Here is a 17,316-nt window from a genome sequence, read left to right as displayed (position 1 = left end):
CGCGGTCGTCACGGGGTGCCGGACGGTCAGCGGGACAGGGCCGCCTGCATCACGGCCCGGGCGATCGGGGCGGCCGCGCCGTTGCCGCTGATGTCCCCGCGGTCGGCCGCCGCGTCCTCCACGACCACCGCGACCGCCACCGCGGGTCGGCCCGCGGCCGCGTCCTGCGCCCAGCCGATGAACCAGGCGTACGGGACGCCCTCGTTGCCCACCCCGTGCTGGGCGGTGCCCGTCTTGCCGCCGACCCGGGCCCCCGGGATCGCCGCGTTGCGGCCCGTCCCGTCCTCCACCACCTTGACCATCAGCTGCTGGAGCCGCAGCGCCGTGCCCGGGCCCATCGCCCGGACCGGGCCGCGCTGGTCGCCGCGGCGGATCGGGTCGCCGTCGCCCTGCGTGGTCCGGTCGATGAGGTACGGGCCGCGCACCTCGCCCCCGTTGGCGACCGCGCCCGCGACCATCGCCATCTGCAGCGGGGTGGCGGTGGTGTTGAACTGGCCGATGGCGGAGAGGGCCAGCTGGTCCTGGCTCATGTCGGTGTCGAAGTTGGACCGCGACACCCACGCCGGCACCCGCAGCCCCTCGTCGTTGAAGCCGAACCGGCGCGCCGCCTCCACCATCCCGCGCAGCCCGACCTGCACCCCGATCTTCGCCATCACCGTGTTGCAGGAGAACTGCACGGCCTCCGCCATGCTGGCGTCCTGGCAGCCGCCGGAGGCGTTCGGCAGCGTGGTCGTGGTGCCGGGCAGGACGTAGGGGTCGGGGGTCTGCGTCGGGGCGTCCACGTCGCTCACCACTCCGGAGTCCAAGGCGGCCGCCGCCGTCACGATCTTGAAGGTGGAGCCGGGCGGATAGGTCTCGCGCAGCGCCCGGTTGAGCATCGGCCGGGCCGGATCGGCGTTCAGCCGGGCCCAGGCGCTCTTGACTGCCGCGCCCGTGCCCGAGAGCGCGGCCGGATCGTAGGAGGGACTGCTGACCAGGGCGAGGATCCGCCCGGTGGCGGGCTCGACCGCGGCCACCGCGCCGCGCTTGCCCGCGAGTCCGGCGTAGGCGGCGCGCTGCATGCCGCCCTTCAGCGTGAGCACCGCGTTGCCGCCGTCCGGGCGGCTGCGGGCCAGGTCGTACCAGAGCGGGAAGGCGGTCAGCCCGGGGTCGGTCCCGGCGAGGACCGCGTCCTCGGAGCGCTCGACGAAGCTGGTGCCGTACGTCTGCGAGGAGTAGCCGGTGACGGGCGCGTACAGCGGGCCGTTCGTGTAGGTCCGCTCGTAGCGCAGCAGTTGGCGGCTGTCGCGAGAGCCGGTGATCGGGCGGCCGTCGACGAGGATGTTCCCGCGCGGCTGGGCGTACCGCTCGATCACCGGACGCTTGTTGGCCGGGTTCCCGGCCAGGGACGGGGCCTCCCAGACCTGGACCCGGGCCACGCCCACGAACAGGGCGAGGAAGAGCGCCGCGCAGAAGTACCCGCACCAGCGGATGTACCGGATCATCCGGCCCCGCCCTCCGCTCCGGCGCCGCCCGGCGCCGCGGACCCGCCCGGCGCCGCGGACCCGCCTTCCGCGGAGTCGCCGCGGGGGCGCGGCCGCCGCGCGCTGTCGCTGAGCCGGACCAGCAGGGCCACGATGACCCAGTTGGTCACCACCGAGGAGCCGCCCTGGGCCAGGAAGGGCATCGCCATGCCGGTGAGCGGGATCAGCCCGGTGACCCCGCCCGCGATCACGAAGACCTGGAGGGCCACGATCGAGGCGAGCCCGGTGGCCAACAGCCGCCCGAAGGGGTCGCGCAGGGCCAGCCCGGCCTGGAAGCCGCGGGCGACGAGCAGGGCGTAGAGGACGAGGATCGCGCAGAGTCCGGCCAGGCCCAGCTCCTCACCCGCGGTGGCGAGGACGAAGTCCGATTTGGCGGCGAAGCCGATCAGGAAGGACTGGCCGTGGCCGAGCCCGGCGCCGAGCAGTCCGCCCGCGCCGAAGGCGAAGAGCGACTGGGCGAGCTGGCCCGGGCCGCGCCCCTGCTCGATGGAGGCGAAAGGATTCAGCCAGTCCTCGACGCGTCCGTGGACGTGCGGCTCGAAGGTCCCGACGGCGTACGCGCCCACGCCCGCGAGCAGCAGCCCGACGGCGATCCAGCCGATCCGACCGGTGGCGGTGAAGAGCATGATCACGAACAGCCCGAAGAACAGCAGCGAGGTGCCGAGGTCCCGTTCCAGGACCAGTACGCCGACGCTCAGCAGCCAGATCGCCAGGATCGGGCCCAGTACGCGGCCCGGCAGCATCCGCAACCACAGGATCCGGCGGCCGGTCAGGGCCAGCGCGGTGCGGTTCGCGGCCAGGTAGGAGGCGAAGAAGACGGCGAGCAGGATCTTGGCGAACTCCCCGGGCTGGAAGGAGAGTCCCGCGAAGCGCACCCAGATGTGGGCGCCGTTGACCGCCGGGAAGAAGACGGGCACCAGCATCAGCGCGAGGGCGACGGCCACCGCGAGGTACGCGTACCGCTGGAGCGAGCGGTGGTCGCGCAGCGCGGCCACCGCGACCACGAAAAGCCCGACCCCGAGCCCGGACCACAGCAGCTGGTCGCCCGCGGTGGGGTGGCCGGGCGTGGTGAGGTCGAGGCGCTGGATGAGGACCAGGCCGAGGCCGTTGAGGAGGAAGGCGATGGGGAGCAGCAGCGGGTCGGCGTCGGGGGCCCGCAGACGTACGGCGAGGTGCGCGAGGAGCGCGGCGACGGCGAGCCCGGCGGCGTGGCGGGAGGCGTGCGGGGGGAGGTGGCCGACGCTCGCGAGGCCCACGTAGAGGTGGCCGAGGACGGAGATGAGGACGGCGCCCGCGAGGAGGCTCAGCTCGACGCCCCTGCGCTTGGCGTGCGGTGCGCCGGGTGGCGGAGCGGGCTCCGTGACCTGTGCCGTCAGTGCGGTCATGAGGGCAACGTAGCAAGCGGCGGTAGGTTATGTCCCTTTATGTCATAGTGAGCCGAAGAGTCGCCGAAGAGTCGTCAGAAGTGGTCGCGCATGCGCCTGTCAGTCGAGGAGTCGGGGTCATGGGGCCTGTGGAGTTCATCGTCCTCGCCTTCCCGGAGGAGCAGCTGCGGGTGTCCGCGGTCGCGGCCGTGATGGGCCTGCGCAAGAGCGGGAACGTCCGGCTGATCGACGGTCTCGTGGCCACGAAGACGGCGGCGGGCGAGGTGCTGGCGGCGGAGTTCGACGAGTTCAAGGAACTGCACGGGCTGCTGACCGGCCGGGAGGCGGCCCCGCTCATCGGGCCGGAGGACGTCCGCGAGGCGGCCGACCTGCTGGACCGCGGCAGCTGCGCGCTGCTGGTGCTGGTCGAGCACGTGTGGGCCGAGGACGCGGCGATCGCCGTACGGGCGGCGGGCGGCCGGATCGCGGGCTCGGTCCGCATCCCCGCGGACCGCATCCCCGCGGAGCGGACGCCCATGGAGCGGACGCCCACGGGCGGAACGGGAGCTGCGTGATGTTCATCCGACCGGTGCACGCGGTGGCCCGCCCCGCCGAGCGCCCGCCGGGGCGGCCGCTGCTGCGGGGCCTGCTCACCCGCGGCGCGTACGTCTGGGAAGGCGGCGAACCCGCCCGCGGCGCGGCGGCCACCGCCCCGATGTCCCCGCAGGCCGCCGCCCTGGCCGGTCGGCTGGAGCGGCTCGGCGCACTGGCCCGGGAGGGCCTGCTGACCCCGGAGGAGTTCTCGGCGGCGAAGGCGCGCCTGCTGAAGGGCTAGCCGGAGCGGAGCCGGAGCGCAGCCCGCGGGGGCACCCGCGAGGAAGCGGCGGGGAAGCTGCGGCGGCACCCGCGCGGCACCGGATCAGCAGCTGCGCGGCCACCGGAGGGTGCCTTGCGCCGGACGGGTGGGGGCGGCGACCCGGCCGACTCGGGTGGGGGATTTGTCATACCGGTCGTGGCACGATCACGCCCTCGGTTCCCCGGAGGTGATCCCATGTCACGTCGGCTGCTGCGTGCCGCCTGCATCGCCGCGACCCTGGTCGCGACCGTCCCGCTGTCCGCCGTCGCCGCGCCCTCGGTCGGCCCCCCGGTCGGACCGCCCTCGGGGCCCGCCGCGCCGGGCGCGGACCCCGGGTCCGCACGGACGCCGGCCGCGCCCGAGACCCCTGAGACCCCGGAAGCCCCCGAGGCTCCCGAGACCCCCGGAGCGGCCGGGACCCCCGGAGCCACCGGCGCCGCCGAAGCCCTGCCCGGGGCGCCCGGTGCGCCGGCCGTGGGCGGGCTGCTCGCCCGGATGCAAGGGCTCTACCAGAAGGCCGAGGAGGCCGCCGAGGCCTACAACGCCACCGAAGTCGCCCTCACCGCGCGCCGCGCCGAGGAGCGCCGGCTCAGCGCCGACCTCGGCCGGGCCCGCACCGAGGTCGGCGCCCAGCAGGCGCTGGCCGGGCGGTTGGCCCGGGAGCAGTACCGGGGGGCCCGCGGCTTCTCCCCGTACGCCCGGATGCTGATGTCGGGCGACCCGAACAGCGCCCTGGACGAGCGCCGCCTCGCCGCGCACGAGGGCGCCCGTCGGGCCGGCGTACTGGCCCGGCTCGCGCAGGGCGAGCAGCAGGCCGGGACCCTGGCGGCGGCCGCCCGCAAGGCGCTGGACGCCCAGCAGACCCTGACGGCGGAGCGCAAGCGCCACAAGGACGAGGCCGCGGCGCGGCTCAAGGAGGTCGAGCGACTGCTGGCCTCGCTCACCGCCACGCAGCTGGCCGAGCTCGCCGACCGGGAGCGCGGCCAGAGCGCCGACGCGCAGCGGGAGCTGGTGGATTCGGGGCGCCTGGGCAGCCCCGGCGCGGCCGGCACCCGTACGCCGAGCGCGGCGGGCGGCGCCGCGCTCGCCTATGCGAGCGAGCAGATCGGCAAGCCCTACGTGTGGGGCGCCGAGGGGCCGGCCTCCTTCGACTGCTCGGGGCTCACCTCGCAGGCCTGGGCGCACGCCGGACGCTCGATCCCGCGCACCAGCCAGGAGCAGTGGGCGCAGCTCCCCAAGGTGCCGCTGGACCGGCTGCGCCCCGGGGACCTGGTGGTCTACTTCCCCAAGGCGACCCACGTGGCCCTCTACGTGGGGAACGGCAAGGTGATCCAGGCACCCCGCCCGGGGGCCGAGGTCAAGGTGTCGCCGATCGCCGCGAACCCGCTGCTGGGGGCCGTGCGGCCGGATCCCGACGGGGTCGCGCTGGCGTCGTACAGCCCGCCGCCGCTGCCCGAGGGCGCCGGATCGGCCGCCGGGTCCGCGGCGGCGGGTGACGACAGCGGCTACTCCTCCGAGGAGGCACCGCCCGGCGCGTCCTCGGCCACCGGGGCGTCCTCGGAGTCCGGCGCGGGCGAGGCCGCCGAGGCGACCTCCGCGAGGTAGTCCGCGGTGTCCTCGGGGTCGTAGAAGTACGCGTCGAAGTCGGCGGGGTTGTCGAAGCCGTTGGCGAAGCGGTCCGCGACCGGCTGGAGCCGCCCCGCCGCGCCGATCAGCTCCAGCACGTGCTCCGGCGGGGCGCCCAGCATCGCGTTGGTCCACTGCGTGACCGGCTTGCCGGTGGTGAACCAGTACTTGTCGAAGGTGGCCTTCATCCAGGCCTCGTCGAACGGCTTGTCCCCGTGCATGAGGATCGAGGAGAGGTACGAGGCCGCGCACTTGGCCGCCGAGTTGGAACCCTGTCCGGTGATCGGGTCGTTCGCCACGACCACGTCCGCGACGCCCAGCACCACCCCGCCGCCGGGCAGCCGGCCGATCGGGTTGCGGACGACCGGCGCGTACCGGCCGGCCAGGGTGGCGCCCGCGTCCGTCAGCTCCACGTCCTTGGCCCGCGCGAACTCCCAGGGCGTGAAGCGCTCCATCAGCTCCAGGGTGAAGGCGAGGTGCTTCGCCGGATCCTTGATCCCGTCGAAGACGTCGAGCGGGCCGCCCGGCAGCCCCTCCCAGAAGAGGATGTCCGCGCGCCCCGAGGTGGTCAGCGTGGGCATGAGGAACAGCTCGCCGACGCCCGGGACCAGGTTGCAGCGGACCGCCTCGGTGTCCGGGTGTTCGGGCCGCGGGCCCAGCCCGTGCACGTAGGAGACGGCGAGCGCGCGCTGCGGGGCGTCGTACGGGGAACGCGCCGCGTCCCGCCCGAAGAGGGAGACCAGCTCGCCCTTGCCCGCCGCGACGAGCACGAGGTCGTAGGTGCGGGAGAAGAAGTCCAGGTCGGCGAGGGAGGCGCCGTGGATGACCAGCTGGCCGCCGCGCCGCACGAAGGCGTCCAGCCAACCCGCCATCTTCACGCGCTGGTCCACGGACTGCGCGAAGCCCTTGAGCCGGCCGATCCAGTCGATCGGGCGGGAGCCGTCGGGGGCGGCGACCGAGACGCCGACCCCCTCGATCCGCGGAGCCAGGTCCTCCCAGGAGTTCAGCCCCAGGTCGCGCTCGTGCCGGAGCGCCGTGTCGAACATGCATTGCGTGGACATGACCCGGCCGCCGCGGATCTCGTCCGGCGTGCGGTTGGACATGAGGGTGACCTCGTACCCCTTGGCCTGGAGACCGAGGGCGAGCTGGAGACCGGACTGCCCGGCTCCGACGATGAGTATCTTGCGCATGGCGGTGTGTCTCTCCGGGCGATACGGGGGGCACGGGCGTACATGCCCACGTGCGTACGGGCGGTACGCGAGGGGCTATTCGGGGGTGGCGTCCAGGGCGTGGCCCACGAGCGTCAGCAGGGACTCCACGACCGTGGCCCGGTCGCGCGCGTCCATGACCACGACGGGCACGGACTCGGCGATGGTCAGCGCCTCCCGCACGTCCTCGGGCTCGTAGGAGTCGGAACCCTCGAAGTGGTTGACGGCGACGGCGTACGGCAGCCCGCAGCTCTCGAAGTAGTCGAGGGCCGGGAAGCAGTCGCGCAGGCGGCGGGTGTCGGCGAGCACGATGCCGCCGATCGCCCCGCGCACGAGGTCGTCCCACATGAACCAGAAACGTTTCTGGCCGGGCGTCCCGTACACGTACAGGACCAGGTCGTCGTCGAGCGTGACCCGGCCGAAGTCCATCGCGACGGTGGTCGTGTCCTTCTCCGGGGTCCCCGTCAGGTCGTCCGTCGACGCGCTCGCCTGGGTCATCACCGCCTCGGTGCGCAGCGGAGTGATCTCCGAGACCGAGCCGACGAAGGTGGTCTTGCCCACCCCGAAGCCACCCGCGACCAGCACCTTGACGGCGACGGGGGCGCGGGAGCGGTCGTACTGCCAGGGCTGGACGGGATCGTCCGCGGGATCCGCGGGGGCGGTCGGGTCAAAGACGGCGGAGCCCACTGAGCACCCTTTCGAGCAGCGCGCGGTCGGGGCGGCCGGTGCCGTACCCGGTCCCGTAGACGCGGATCCTTCCCTGGTCGGCGAGGTCGCTGACGAGCACGCGGACCACGCCGAGCGGGAGCTTCAGCAGTGCGGATATCTCGGCGACCGTGCGCATGCGGCGGCACAGCTCGACGATCGCGCGCATCTCGGGCATCTTGTCGGGCCGGGCCGGCGGGGCCTTGGTCCCGGGGTCGAGCGTCGCGACGAAGCTCTCGACGTGCAGGACCTGCGCGAAGCGGGTGCGCCCGCCGGTGAGCGAGTACGGGCGGACGCGGGCGGGGCGCCGGTCCGCGCCGCGTATCGGCAGCCGGTCGGTGGCCGGACTCCTCACGAGGTGTTCTCCATCGACTGGCGCAGCTCGCTGCGGACTTCGGGGGTCAGGACGTGGCCGGCGCGGCCGACGAAGAGCGCCATGTGGTAGGCGACGACGCTCATGTCGCAGTCCGGCGTGGCGTGCACGCCGAGCAGGGAGCCGTCGCTGATCGCAGTGACGAAGACGGAGCCGTGCTCCATCGCCACCATCGTCTGCTTGACGCCCCCGCCGTCCATCAGCTGGGCGGCGCCGGTGGTGAGGCTGCCGATCCCGGACACGATGGTCGCGAGGTCGGCGGTGGCTCCCCGCGGGCCCCTGGGACGGGCTCCGGGCTCCGCTCCGCCGTCCTCGTCACCCTCACCGTCACCGGCGGTCGGGCCCGGTTCGGAGGAGAGCAGCAGCAGGCCGTCGGAGGATACGACGGCGACCGAGACGATGCCGGGCACCTCCTCGACCAGGTCGGTGAGCAGCCATTGCAGGTTGCGGGCCTGGGTGCTCAGTCCGTACGTACTGGGCGCGGTCATGTGCGTGCCTCCTGTGCGGTGTCCCCCGGATCTGTCTGGCCCTCGGCGTCCGCGAGTTCGGCCTCCACGACGCGCCGCCCGTCCCTGGACCCCTGGTAGAAACCGCCGAGGCGACGGCGGAGTTCCTCGGCGTCGACGCGCTTGGGTTCGGCGTCGCCGCCGGCCTGGGTCCCGGCGCCGGCCGTGGTGGTGGAACCCGCGGCCCGGCCGGGGGCCGCCACCGTGCGCGGGGTGCGCTTCGGCAGGCCCTTGTCGGTGACCGCCTCGTCGGCGAGGGCGGCGGGGTGGCTGCCCTGCCGGGGCACCCAGTCGCCGTGTGCGTCGGGAGCCTGGGCGTGCCCGTGCTCCGCGCGGGTGGCGGGTGTGAGGAGTTCCTGGCCGCCGGGCACCTTGCGCCCGGGCAGGTCGCCGCGCCGCGGCAGCGGGGCCGCGGGGGCGACGTCCGGTACGGAGGGCACCACGCGGGCCAGCAGTTCCTCGGCCGGCTCGTGGGCCGGCTCCGCCACCGGTTCCGCCACCGGTTCCGCGGCCTGCGGCAGCACCGGCAGCCGGACTTCGAGCGTGCGCTCGGCGTCGGGCACCTCCGGGTCCGCCGCGGCGGCGTCCTGGTCCGGGGCCGGTTCGAAGGCCGGTTCCGGGGACGGGTCGGGGGACGGGTCGGGGGTCTTCTCGCTCAGCGGTACGACCGGGATCCACTCCCGCTCGCCCGCCGGAGCGGTGTCGTCCGAAGCGTGCTGGGCACCCTGGGCGTCCGGCGCGTCCGTGGCGTCGGACGGCGTCGCCTCCGGCGCGGGGGCGGGCACGGGGGCGGGCACGGGCGCGCCCTCGCCGCGCGGGCGAGCCGCCAGGACGTTGCCGTTGGCCTCGGCCACCACGCCGGGGAGGTCCAGGAAGGCGAAGCCCTCCGGGGCCGTCAGGTGCTGCACCGGGGAGCCCGGCACGCCCACCGGCAGCAGCGCGGCCGGAACGACCACGAGGGCCTCCGTACCGCCGCCGCGGGAGACGCGGAGCTCGGCGGTGACGCCGTGGCGCGCGGCGAGACGTCCCGCCACGTACAGCCCGAGGCCCAGCCCGTGCTCCGCCTCGGGCTCCTCGTCGTACGCCTCCGGCGCCGACAGCCGGGAGTTGAGGGCGGCGAGCCGGTCCCCGCTGACCCCGATGCCCTCGTCGATGACGGACAGCACGGCGTCGCCGTTGTCGAGCAGCCACCCGGAGACCTTGACCTTGGCCTCCGGCGGCGAGAAGGTCGTCGCGTTCTCCAGCAGTTCCGCCAGTACGTGCGAGATGTCGTCGGCCGCGTGCCCCGCCACCTGCGTGGCACCCGGCAGCGCCGCGAGGTCGACCCGCTCGTAGCGCTCGATCTCGCTCACCGCGGCCCGCATGACGTCCACCAGCGGGACCGCGCCCGCGTGCCCGGGCCCGTGTTCCTGACCCGCGAGGACCAGCAGGTTCTCGTTGTGGCGGCGCATCACCGTCGCCAGGTGGTCCAGCTTGAAGAGGGTGGCGAGCTGGTCGGGGTCCTGCTCCTTGGACTCCAGCTCCTCGATGACCGCGAGCTGTCGCTCGACCAGGCCGAGGGTGCGCAGCGAGAGCGAGACGGAGGTCGTCGACATGATGCGCCGGTGCTCCTCCAGCCCCGCGCGCAGCCGCGCGAGCTCGTCCTCCAGGGCGCTGCGGCCGCTGCTGAGGGCCTCGTTGCGGCCGATGAGGCGGCGGCGGTCGGCGTCGAGCCCGGCGACCCGGGTGTGCAGGGAGACGGTCTGGTCGCGCACCGCGTTGAGGTGGCGGACCACCTCGGCGAACTCGTCGTTGCGCCCGGTGAAGCGGACCGGTTCCACCGATCCCTCGGGGGTCGCCAGCCGTGCGGCCCCGCGGCGCAGGACGGACAGCGGCCGGGTGAGGGAGCGCGCGACGGCGGTCGCGAAGACGACGGCGAAGAGGAACAGCGCGCCGAGGATCGCGATCGTACGTTCGAGGGCCGTCACGTCATCGTCGCGCAGCGCGGCCAGCGCGCTGGAACGCTCCCCCGCGAGGGTGGATTCGACGGTCCGCATCCGGTCTATGCGCGCCGACAGCGCGCTCCCCACGGCCTCGCCGTCGAGCTTGCGGTCGGCGGGGGTGAGGGTGGGCCGGTCGGTGAGCCGCTTGAGGTAGTCCTCGGCGCTCTTCACCTCGGGGCCGGTGACGGTCGCGGCGAGGGTCTGGCGCACGTCGGGTCGGGCGGCGCGCGCGAAGTCGTCGAGCGCGGCCAGCTCCCGCACCCGCGAACGCTGGGCGGCGGTGGCGAGTTCGTCGACGGCGGCGGCGTTCTGGGGCTGCTCGCCGCGCGGCACGGCCAGCGCCGCGAGCAGCAGCCCGCGGGTGGCCGAGGCCTGCTCCACGGCTTGGCCGAGGGGGGCGAGCGGGCGCGTGGTGGCGAGTGCTCCGGTGGCGCGGGGCGGGGTCAGTTCGGCGAGCTGGGCGCTCGGGGCGGTCAGCTCCGCGAGCAGGGCCGAGTAGGCCTGGTGGGCCGCCAGGGCGCCGCCCTTGCCGCCCACGGCCTCGGCGCGCACCCCCTGGATCCGGCCCAGCGCCTGGGCGAGCGGTTCGTCGGCCGCCGCGCGGAGTTCGCCGGTCTGCCGGTCGGTGCCCGCGGCGCGTCCGTCGACGACGGACCTGCCCGCGGGGCCCGTGGCGGGGCGCCCCTTGGCGACGTACTCGGTGACGGCGTCGCGCTCGTCGGCGAGCAGGTGCGTCAGGGTGAGCGTCTGCTGCGTCCGGTCGGCGAGGGTGACCAACTGCTGGGAGTCGTTCAGCTCGGAGGTGGCGGTGACCACCGCGGGGGCACCGGCCGCGAGGACGGTGAGCCCGGTGACGGCAACGCCCATGACCAGCCTGCGGCGCACCCGTACGGTGCGTCCCGCACGACCTGCCGCGGCGTGGCCGTCGGCAGGGGTGGCGGCGGTGCCGTTCTTCCGAGACGGCTTCTTCTGCACCGGTGCTCGCAATCCTGTACGTGTGCTCGTGCTCGTCTACTCGTGTGGCCGAGGTACCGGCCGGTCAACAAGTAAACGCCCCCTGCCCCCTCGTACCGCTTCAGACCTTCGCAGTGTGTTTGGGAGAGAGCCGCACATCGCTCACCCGGCCACTTGAACGAGTGAACAACACGGAGGAGTTGACGAACAACTCGGGCAGCCCCTCGTCAGGGCCGGTGTCCGGACAGACGGTTGAAAGATCCATGGGTGCTTGACAGGATGCCCGCCCACAGCTGCGCGGACCCTTCGATTCCGCCACTTTCGGACCATTCGGGCGGCGTTGGCCGCGTCGGCCGACCCCTCGCCCGCCGCCGCGGCACTTCCGCCGCGACCCGGCCCGTTCACCCGCCCGCGCCCCCGCCGACCTTCGCCCGACCCCCGCCCGACCCCCGACGGACCGGACATCCCGGGCAGACTGTCCGCATGCGCATCGACCTCTCCTCCGCCCCCGGCAACCCGGAACGCCCCAACGAGGACTGGCTGTCGGCCGGCTTGCCCACGTCGGGCGGCGGTGGCGTACTCGTCGCGCTGGACGGGGTCACGCCCCCGAGCGGTGACGTCGGCTGCGGGCACGGCGTGCCGTGGTTCGTGGCCCGGCTCGGCGGACACCTGACCGAACTGTCCGGATCGCACGGGGACATGCCCCTCGACGGGGTGCTCGCCGAGGCGATCCGCCGCACGGCGGACGCGCACCGCGAAACCTGTGACCTTTCTCACGTCCGCACGCCACAGGCGACGGTGGTCGTGGTCCGCTGGGACGCGGAGTACGTCGAACACCTCGTCCTGTCCGACTCCGTGCTGCTGCTCCGCGGACCGGAGGGCGGGGTGACGGCCGTGCTCGACGACCGGCTCGACCGGGTGCCCGCCGAGCTCTTGCGCTCGGAGGCGGCGACCGACGTGCTGCGCAACGCGGACGCGCCGGGCGCCTTCTTCACCGCGGCCGCCGACCCGTCGGTGGCCGTCCGGGCGGTCACCGGCCGGACCCCGCGCGACCGGGTGGTGGCGCTGGCCGCGCTGACGGACGGAGCGAGCCGCTGGACGGACACCTTCGGGGCGGGCGACTGGGCCGACTGCATGGCGGTGCTGCGCAAGGAGGGCGCCGAGGCGCTGATCGACCGGGTCCGCGCGCTGGAATCCGCGGCGGCGGCCGCGGGCGGCCCGGGGGTCCGCTCGAAGGTCCACGACGACGCCTCGGCGGCCTACGCGGAGCTGTGAGCCGGCGCGGCGCCGTGCGCTCGTGCGGAGCCGCGGGCCTGTGCGGAGCCCGCGGAGCCGCGGGCCCGCGGGCGGGTCACTCGGTCTCGGCGCCCTGGTTCAGCTGGTTGAGCAGTCGGGCCAGCTCCGCGACCTCGCCGCGGTCCCAGTCCGCGAGCTTGCGCATGTACTGCTCGCGGCGGGCGTAGCGGACCCGCAGGAAGCGCTCCCGGCCCTCCTGGGTGAGGTCGACCAGGAAGGCGCGGCCGTCGGCCGGGTCCTGTTCGCGGGCCACCAGCCCGAGGGTCTCCAGGGCGCGCAGCTGGCGGCTCATGGTCGCCTTGCCGACGCCGAAGTAGACGGCGAGGTCGGTGGCCCGCTGGCGGCCGGCCGCTTCGAGGCGGGTGAGCAGACCGTACGCCGCCGGTTCCAACTCCGGGTGCAGTGCCCGGGCCATCTCGCCGGAGGAGGCGCGGGCCCTCCGGAGGAAGACGGACAGCTCCCGCTCCAGCGCGAGGAACTCCTGGTCTTCGCTCCCGTGCACGTACTGCTCCCATCGATGGTGTGGAACACCAGTATCGAGCAGCGGATCGCGCGACGGCCCGGGACCCCGCCGCAGCGGGACCCCGGGCCGTCCGCCCGGTCAGGCGGCGACGACCACCGGCTCCGCCGCGGCCGACAGGGCCAGCTCCAGCACCTGGCGCACGTCCGTCACCGGGTGCACCTCCAGTCGCTCCAGCACCTCGGCCGGTACGTCGTCCAGGTCCGCCTCGTTCCGCTTCGGGATGATCACGGTGGTGATCCCGGCCCGGTGCGCGGCCAGCAGCTTCTGCTTGACCCCGCCGATCGGCAGCACCCGCCCGGTCAGCGACACCTCACCGGTCATCGCCACGTCCGTCCGCACCTGGCGGCCCGACAGCAGCGAGGCCAGCGCCGTGGTCATCGTGATGCCCGCGCTCGGGCCGTCCTTGGGGACCGCGCCCGCCGGGAAGTGGATGTGCACGCCCCGGTCCTTGAGGTCGGCGACCGGGAGCTCCAGCTCCGCGCCGTGCGAGCGCAGGAAGCTGAGCGCGATCTGCGCCGACTCCTTCATCACGTCACCGAGCTGGCCGGTCAGGGTGAGCCCCGCGGCCCCGGTCTCCGGGTCGGCCAGCGAGGCCTCCACGAAGAGCACGTCGCCGCCCGCGCCGGTCACGGCGAGGCCGGTGGCCACACCGGGGACGGCGGTGCGCCGCTCGGCCGGGTCCTGGCCCGCCTCGGGCACGTGGTGCGGTCGCCCGATCAGACCCCGCAGATCGTCCGCGCCGATCCGGAAGGGGAGCTCGCGCTCGCCCAGTTCGTGCTGGGAGGCCACCTTGCGCAGCAGCCGCGCGATGGACCGCTCCAGGGTGCGCACGCCCGCCTCGCGGGTGTACTCGCCCGCCAGCTTGCGCAGCGCGTCCTCGCCGAGGGTGACCTCCTCGGCCGCCAGTCCGGCCCGCTCCAGCTGCCGGGGCAGCAGGTGGTCCCGGGCGATGACGACCTTCTCGTCCTCGGTGTAACCGTCCAGCCGGACCAGCTCCATGCGGTCCGCCAGCGCCTCCGGGATCGCCTCCAGCACGTTGGCGGTGGCGAGGAAGACCACGTCGCTGAGGTCCAGTTCGACCTCCAGGTAGTGGTCCCGGAAGGTGTGGTTCTGGGCCGGGTCCAGGACCTCCAGGAGCGCCGCCGCCGGGTCGCCCCGGTAGTCGGAGCCCACCTTGTCGATCTCGTCCAGGAGCACCACCGGGTTCATCGACCCGGCCTCCTTGATGGCCCGCACGATCCGGCCGGGCAGCGCGCCGACGTACGTCCGCCGGTGTCCGCGGACCTCGGCCTCGTCCCGTACGCCGCCCAGCGCGACCCGGACGAACTTGCGCCCCATGGCGTGCGCCACGGACTCGCCGAGCGAGGTCTTGCCGACCCCGGGCGGCCCGACCAGGGCCAGCACGGCCCCGCCGCGACGGCCGCCGACGACGCCCATCCCGCGCTCGGAGCGGCGCTTGCGCACGGCCAGGTACTCCGTGATGCGGTCCTTCACGTCGCTCAGCCCGGCGTGCTCGGCGTCGAGGATCGCGCGGGCGCCCTGGATGTCGTACTCGTCCTCGGTCCGCTCGTTCCAGGGCAGTTCCAGCACGGTGTCCAGCCAGGTGCGGATCCAGGAGCCCTCGGGCGACTGGTCGCTCGACCGCTCCAGCTTCTCGACCTCCTTGAGGGCCGCCTCGCGGACGTTCTCGGGCAGGTCGGCCGCCTCGACGCGGACGCGGTAGTCGTCGGACTCCTCGCCCTCCTTCTCGCCGTTCAGCTCGCGCAGTTCCTTGCGCACGGCGTCCAGCTGGCGGCGCAGCAGGAACTCGCGCTGCTGCTTGTCGACGCCTTCCTGCACGTCCTTGGCGATGGACTCGGCCACGTCCTGCTCGGCGAGGTGGTCGCTGAGCATCGTGACGGCGAGCCGCAGGCGGGCGACGGCGTCGGCCGTCTCCAGCAGCTGGAGCTTCTGCTCCAGGGTCAGGAACGGCGAGTAGCCGGAGTTGTCGGCGAGGGCCGAGACGCCCTCGATCTGCTGCACCCGGTCCACGACCTGCCAGGCGCCGCGCTTCTTGAGCCAGCTGGTGACGAGCGCCTTGTACTCCTTGACCAGCTCGGCGACGGCGCCCGGCAGCGGCTCCGGCACCTGCTCGTCGACCGTCTCCCCCTCCACCCACAGGGCGGCCCCGGGTCCGGTGGTACCGGCCCCGATCCGGACCCGGCCGCGGCCCCGGATCAGAGCCCCGGGATCCCCGTCGGACAGCCGCCCCACCTGCTCGACGGTGCCCAGCACACCGGTCCCGGCGTACTTCCCGTCGACCCGCGGTACGAGCAGCACCCGTGGCTTCCCGGTCCCGGCGGCGGCCTGGGCCGCTTCCACGGCACCGCGCACCTCCGAGTCGGACAGGTCCAGCGGAACGACCATCCCCGGCAGCACGACCTCGTCGTCAAGCGGCAGCACGGGCAGAGTGAGCGTTACGGACGTCGAAGCCATGATTTTCCCTCCGGCAGCGAAGTTGAGCTATGCCGACTCAATGCTTGTGCGCCGCCCGATGTTCCCCAACCCCCGTTCGCCCGGGGCGAACGCGTCCGGCCCTCCCCGGACCCGGAGCCGTTGTCAGTGGTCGGTCCTACCCTTCGCGCATGAGCATCCTCGGGAGCTACGTCCGGCTGACCGTCGACGAGCTGGAGCGCGCCCGGCGCGATCCGGCCTGGGTCGAGGCGTGCCTGGGGGCGCGGGCCGAGGAGGCGCTCGGGGCGGGCGGGACGGGCGGGGAGCGGTGGTGCACTACCGGTACGGCATGGGACGCCCTCGGGTTCCTGACCCGGCGCATCGGCTTCCCCGTCGACATCGCGCACGGCGAGGAGGCGCTCCCCTGGAGCGGGTCGGAGGGCGCCGGGGCGGGGGCGGCCGCGTGGAGCTACGGGCCGCCGCGCTGCCTGACGCCCGGGCAGGTGCGGACCGCCGCCGCGGCCATGGCGGCGACGGGCAGCGAGCGGCTGGTGGGCGGCGTCGGCCCGGCCGACCTGGCCCGTGCCGACGTCTACCCGGTGCACGCCTGGGAGGGCGGGGCGTCGCTGGAGGGCGTCGTGGCCCGCTACGAAGAGCTGCTGCCCTTCTTCCGCGCCGCGGCGGCGGACGGTGACGCGCTGCTGGTGTGGCTGTCCTAGGGGGTCGTCCAGGAGCTCATCCAGGTCTAGGAGGCTGTGATCTTCACGTCGCCCGAGCTGGTCGTCACGGTCAGGCGCGCCGCGGCCGCCGCGTCCGTCGGGACGCTCACCTCGCGGTCGCCGGAGCTGGTGCTCACGCCGACCCGGTAGGGGCCGCCGGGCACGCGCAGGGTCACGTTCCCCGAACTGGCCTGCGCCGTCACCGAGGAGGGCGCCCGCGTGAAGTCGAGGTGGGCGTCGCCGGAGCTGGAGCTCACCTCGGCGCCCGGCCCGCCCAGTGCCGTACCGGTGATCTCGCCGGAGGAGGTCGAGACGCGCAGCGCCCCGGCGATCCGGTCGGCCCGTACGGATCCGGAGCTCGCCTCCAGGTCGGCCTCCGCCACGCCCGTCACCTTGATGGAGCCGCTGCTCGTGCCCAGCTTCACCTTGGCCGCGGCCGGCACCTCCAGCCGGTAGTCGACGTAGCAGGAGGTGCCGTCGCCGCAGTCGTCGGTGAAGGTGAGGGCGCCGGCCATGACCCGCTGGTCGGGGCGCGGCACGGTGTCGCCGCGGTAGTGGACCGTGCGGTGGACGGCTACGCCGGGGCCGTTGCCGGGAACCACCTCGATGGAGCCCCTGCGCGCGTCCTTGATCTCCACCGAGGTGACGGCCTCGGCGACGGTGGCGTCGGCGGCCGCGGTCTTCGTCGTCTTCTGGTCCCCGCCGGCGAGGAGGTCGGGGGTGCAGCCGGAGACGAGCAGGCCGGCGGCGAGGGCGGCGAGGGCCGTGACCGGCAGGGTGAGGGCGCGGCGTGAAGTCATGCGACCAGTCTCACGACCTGGGCCCGGCCGATCGATGACGCTGCTACCCGTCCCGAGGTGGTGCTAGCACCACCCCCGTCCGCCCGCTACCGACGCGACCCGCCTCCGGCGAGGGCCCGATCCAGCCCGTCCGGCGCCTGAGGCCCCGCCCGACTCAGCCCGTCCGGTGCTAGGGGCCCGCCCGACTCAGCCCGTCCGGTGCTAGGGGCCCGCCCGACTCAGCCCGTCCAGCGCGCGAGGCCCGCCCAACTCAGCCCGTCCGGCACTTGAGGACCCGCCGGAGGCAGCACCCGCCCGGCCCAACTCAGCCCGCCCGGCGCGCGAGGCCCGCCCAACTCAGCCCGCCCGGCGCGCGAGGCCCGCCCAACTCAGCCCGTCCGGGGGGGGGGGGGGCCCCGGCGGGGGGGGGGGGGGGGGCCGCGGCGGGGCCCCCGCCCGGGGGCGCGGC

15 protein-coding genes are annotated in these 17,316 nt (G+C 74.6%); 5 read left to right on the top strand and 10 right to left on the bottom strand.

Translation table 11 applies throughout. From position 1 onward, the window contains the following. Positions 1-26: 26 nt before the first annotated feature. Together ACIBEA_RS20145 and ACIBEA_RS20140 are read right to left on the bottom strand one after the other, a co-directional pair. Entirely contained in the window at positions 27-1,484 is a 1,458-nt protein-coding gene (locus tag ACIBEA_RS20145) for a penicillin-binding transpeptidase domain-containing protein (protein ID WP_399262682.1), read from the bottom strand. Beyond that, the gene (locus ACIBEA_RS20140; RefSeq protein WP_399262680.1) at positions 1,481-2,908 is read right to left on the bottom strand and encodes an FtsW/RodA/SpoVE family cell cycle protein; all 1,428 of its coding nucleotides are present in this window, start codon (positions 2,906-2,908) and stop codon (positions 1,481-1,483) included. Before ACIBEA_RS20140 ends, ACIBEA_RS20145 begins: the two co-directional genes overlap by 4 nt. A 119-nt stretch (positions 2,909-3,027) precedes the next feature. Between ACIBEA_RS20140 and ACIBEA_RS20135 the strand changes: the two genes are divergently transcribed. From ACIBEA_RS20135 to ACIBEA_RS20125, 3 genes are all read left to right on the top strand, one after another. After that, positions 3,028-3,462, top strand: a complete 435-nt coding sequence (locus ACIBEA_RS20135) for a DUF6325 family protein (RefSeq protein ID WP_399262678.1) — start codon at positions 3,028-3,030, stop codon at positions 3,460-3,462. After that, positions 3,462-3,722 (top strand): SHOCT domain-containing protein, encoded by a 261-nt coding sequence (locus tag ACIBEA_RS20130; RefSeq protein ID WP_399262676.1) that lies wholly within the window; start codon positions 3,462-3,464, stop codon positions 3,720-3,722. The genes ACIBEA_RS20135 and ACIBEA_RS20130 overlap by 1 nt, the downstream gene beginning before the upstream one ends. Positions 3,723-3,938: 216 nt before the next feature. Continuing rightward, positions 3,939-5,348, top strand: a complete 1,410-nt coding sequence (locus ACIBEA_RS20125; RefSeq protein ID WP_399262674.1) for an NlpC/P60 family protein — start codon at positions 3,939-3,941, stop codon at positions 5,346-5,348. Here ACIBEA_RS20125 and ACIBEA_RS20120 read toward each other — a convergent pair. The 5 genes from ACIBEA_RS20120 to ACIBEA_RS20100 form a co-directional block, all read right to left on the bottom strand. Beyond that, positions 5,249-6,559, bottom strand: coding sequence for a styrene monooxygenase/indole monooxygenase family protein (locus ACIBEA_RS20120; protein ID WP_399262672.1), 1,311 nt, complete (start codon positions 6,557-6,559; stop codon positions 5,249-5,251). The two genes, ACIBEA_RS20125 and ACIBEA_RS20120, sit on opposite strands and share 100 nt — an antisense overlap. Positions 6,560-6,634: 75 nt before the next feature. Beyond that, the gene (locus ACIBEA_RS20115) at positions 6,635-7,264 is read right to left on the bottom strand and encodes a GTP-binding protein (RefSeq protein ID WP_399262670.1); all 630 of its coding nucleotides are present in this window, start codon (positions 7,262-7,264) and stop codon (positions 6,635-6,637) included. Further along, positions 7,245-7,637 carry a DUF742 domain-containing protein gene (locus tag ACIBEA_RS20110; protein ID WP_399262668.1) on the bottom strand — a complete coding sequence of 131 codons (393 nt, stop codon included), beginning with the start codon at positions 7,635-7,637 and terminating at the stop codon, positions 7,245-7,247. The genes ACIBEA_RS20115 and ACIBEA_RS20110 overlap by 20 nt, the downstream gene beginning before the upstream one ends. After that, positions 7,634-8,143, bottom strand: coding sequence for a roadblock/LC7 domain-containing protein (locus ACIBEA_RS20105; protein ID WP_399262667.1), 510 nt, complete (start codon positions 8,141-8,143; stop codon positions 7,634-7,636). The genes ACIBEA_RS20110 and ACIBEA_RS20105 overlap by 4 nt, the downstream gene beginning before the upstream one ends. Further along, positions 8,140-11,118, bottom strand: coding sequence for a nitrate- and nitrite sensing domain-containing protein (locus ACIBEA_RS20100; protein ID WP_399262665.1), 2,979 nt, complete (start codon positions 11,116-11,118; stop codon positions 8,140-8,142). The genes ACIBEA_RS20105 and ACIBEA_RS20100 overlap by 4 nt, the downstream gene beginning before the upstream one ends. A gap of 462 nt (positions 11,119-11,580) precedes the next feature. Between ACIBEA_RS20100 and ACIBEA_RS20095 the strand changes: the two genes are divergently transcribed. Then, positions 11,581-12,372, top strand: a complete 792-nt coding sequence (locus ACIBEA_RS20095) for a hypothetical protein (RefSeq protein WP_399262663.1) — start codon at positions 11,581-11,583, stop codon at positions 12,370-12,372. Positions 12,373-12,448: 76 nt separating this feature from the next. On the opposite strand, the gene ACIBEA_RS20090 is transcribed toward ACIBEA_RS20095, so the two are convergent. Beyond that, positions 12,449-12,895, bottom strand: coding sequence for a MarR family winged helix-turn-helix transcriptional regulator (locus ACIBEA_RS20090; protein ID WP_399262661.1), 447 nt, complete (start codon positions 12,893-12,895; stop codon positions 12,449-12,451). Positions 12,896-12,994: 99 nt separating this feature from the next. After that, complete coding sequence (lon, locus tag ACIBEA_RS20085; protein WP_399262659.1) at positions 12,995-15,391, bottom strand: endopeptidase La; 2,397 nt, start codon at positions 15,389-15,391, stop codon at positions 12,995-12,997. Between the two features lie 149 nt (positions 15,392-15,540). Between lon and ACIBEA_RS20080 the strand changes: the two genes are divergently transcribed. Next, a complete protein-coding gene (locus ACIBEA_RS20080; protein WP_399262657.1) occupies positions 15,541-16,068 on the top strand; it encodes a DUF1877 family protein in 528 nt (175 codons plus the stop codon). Positions 16,069-16,094: 26 nt separating this feature from the next. Here ACIBEA_RS20080 and ACIBEA_RS20075 read toward each other — a convergent pair whose 3' ends face one another. Further along, positions 16,095-16,868, bottom strand: a complete 774-nt coding sequence (locus ACIBEA_RS20075; RefSeq protein WP_399262655.1) for a DUF4097 family beta strand repeat-containing protein — start codon at positions 16,866-16,868, stop codon at positions 16,095-16,097. Between the last annotated feature and the right edge of the window lie 448 nt (positions 16,869-17,316).

Origin of the sequence: Streptomyces sp. NPDC051555, assembly GCF_044454405.1 — a bacterium.
In the GTDB taxonomy this organism is placed as follows: domain Bacteria; phylum Actinomycetota; class Actinomycetes; order Streptomycetales; family Streptomycetaceae; genus Streptomyces.
This window is presented reverse-complemented; position numbering and strand designations above follow the sequence as displayed.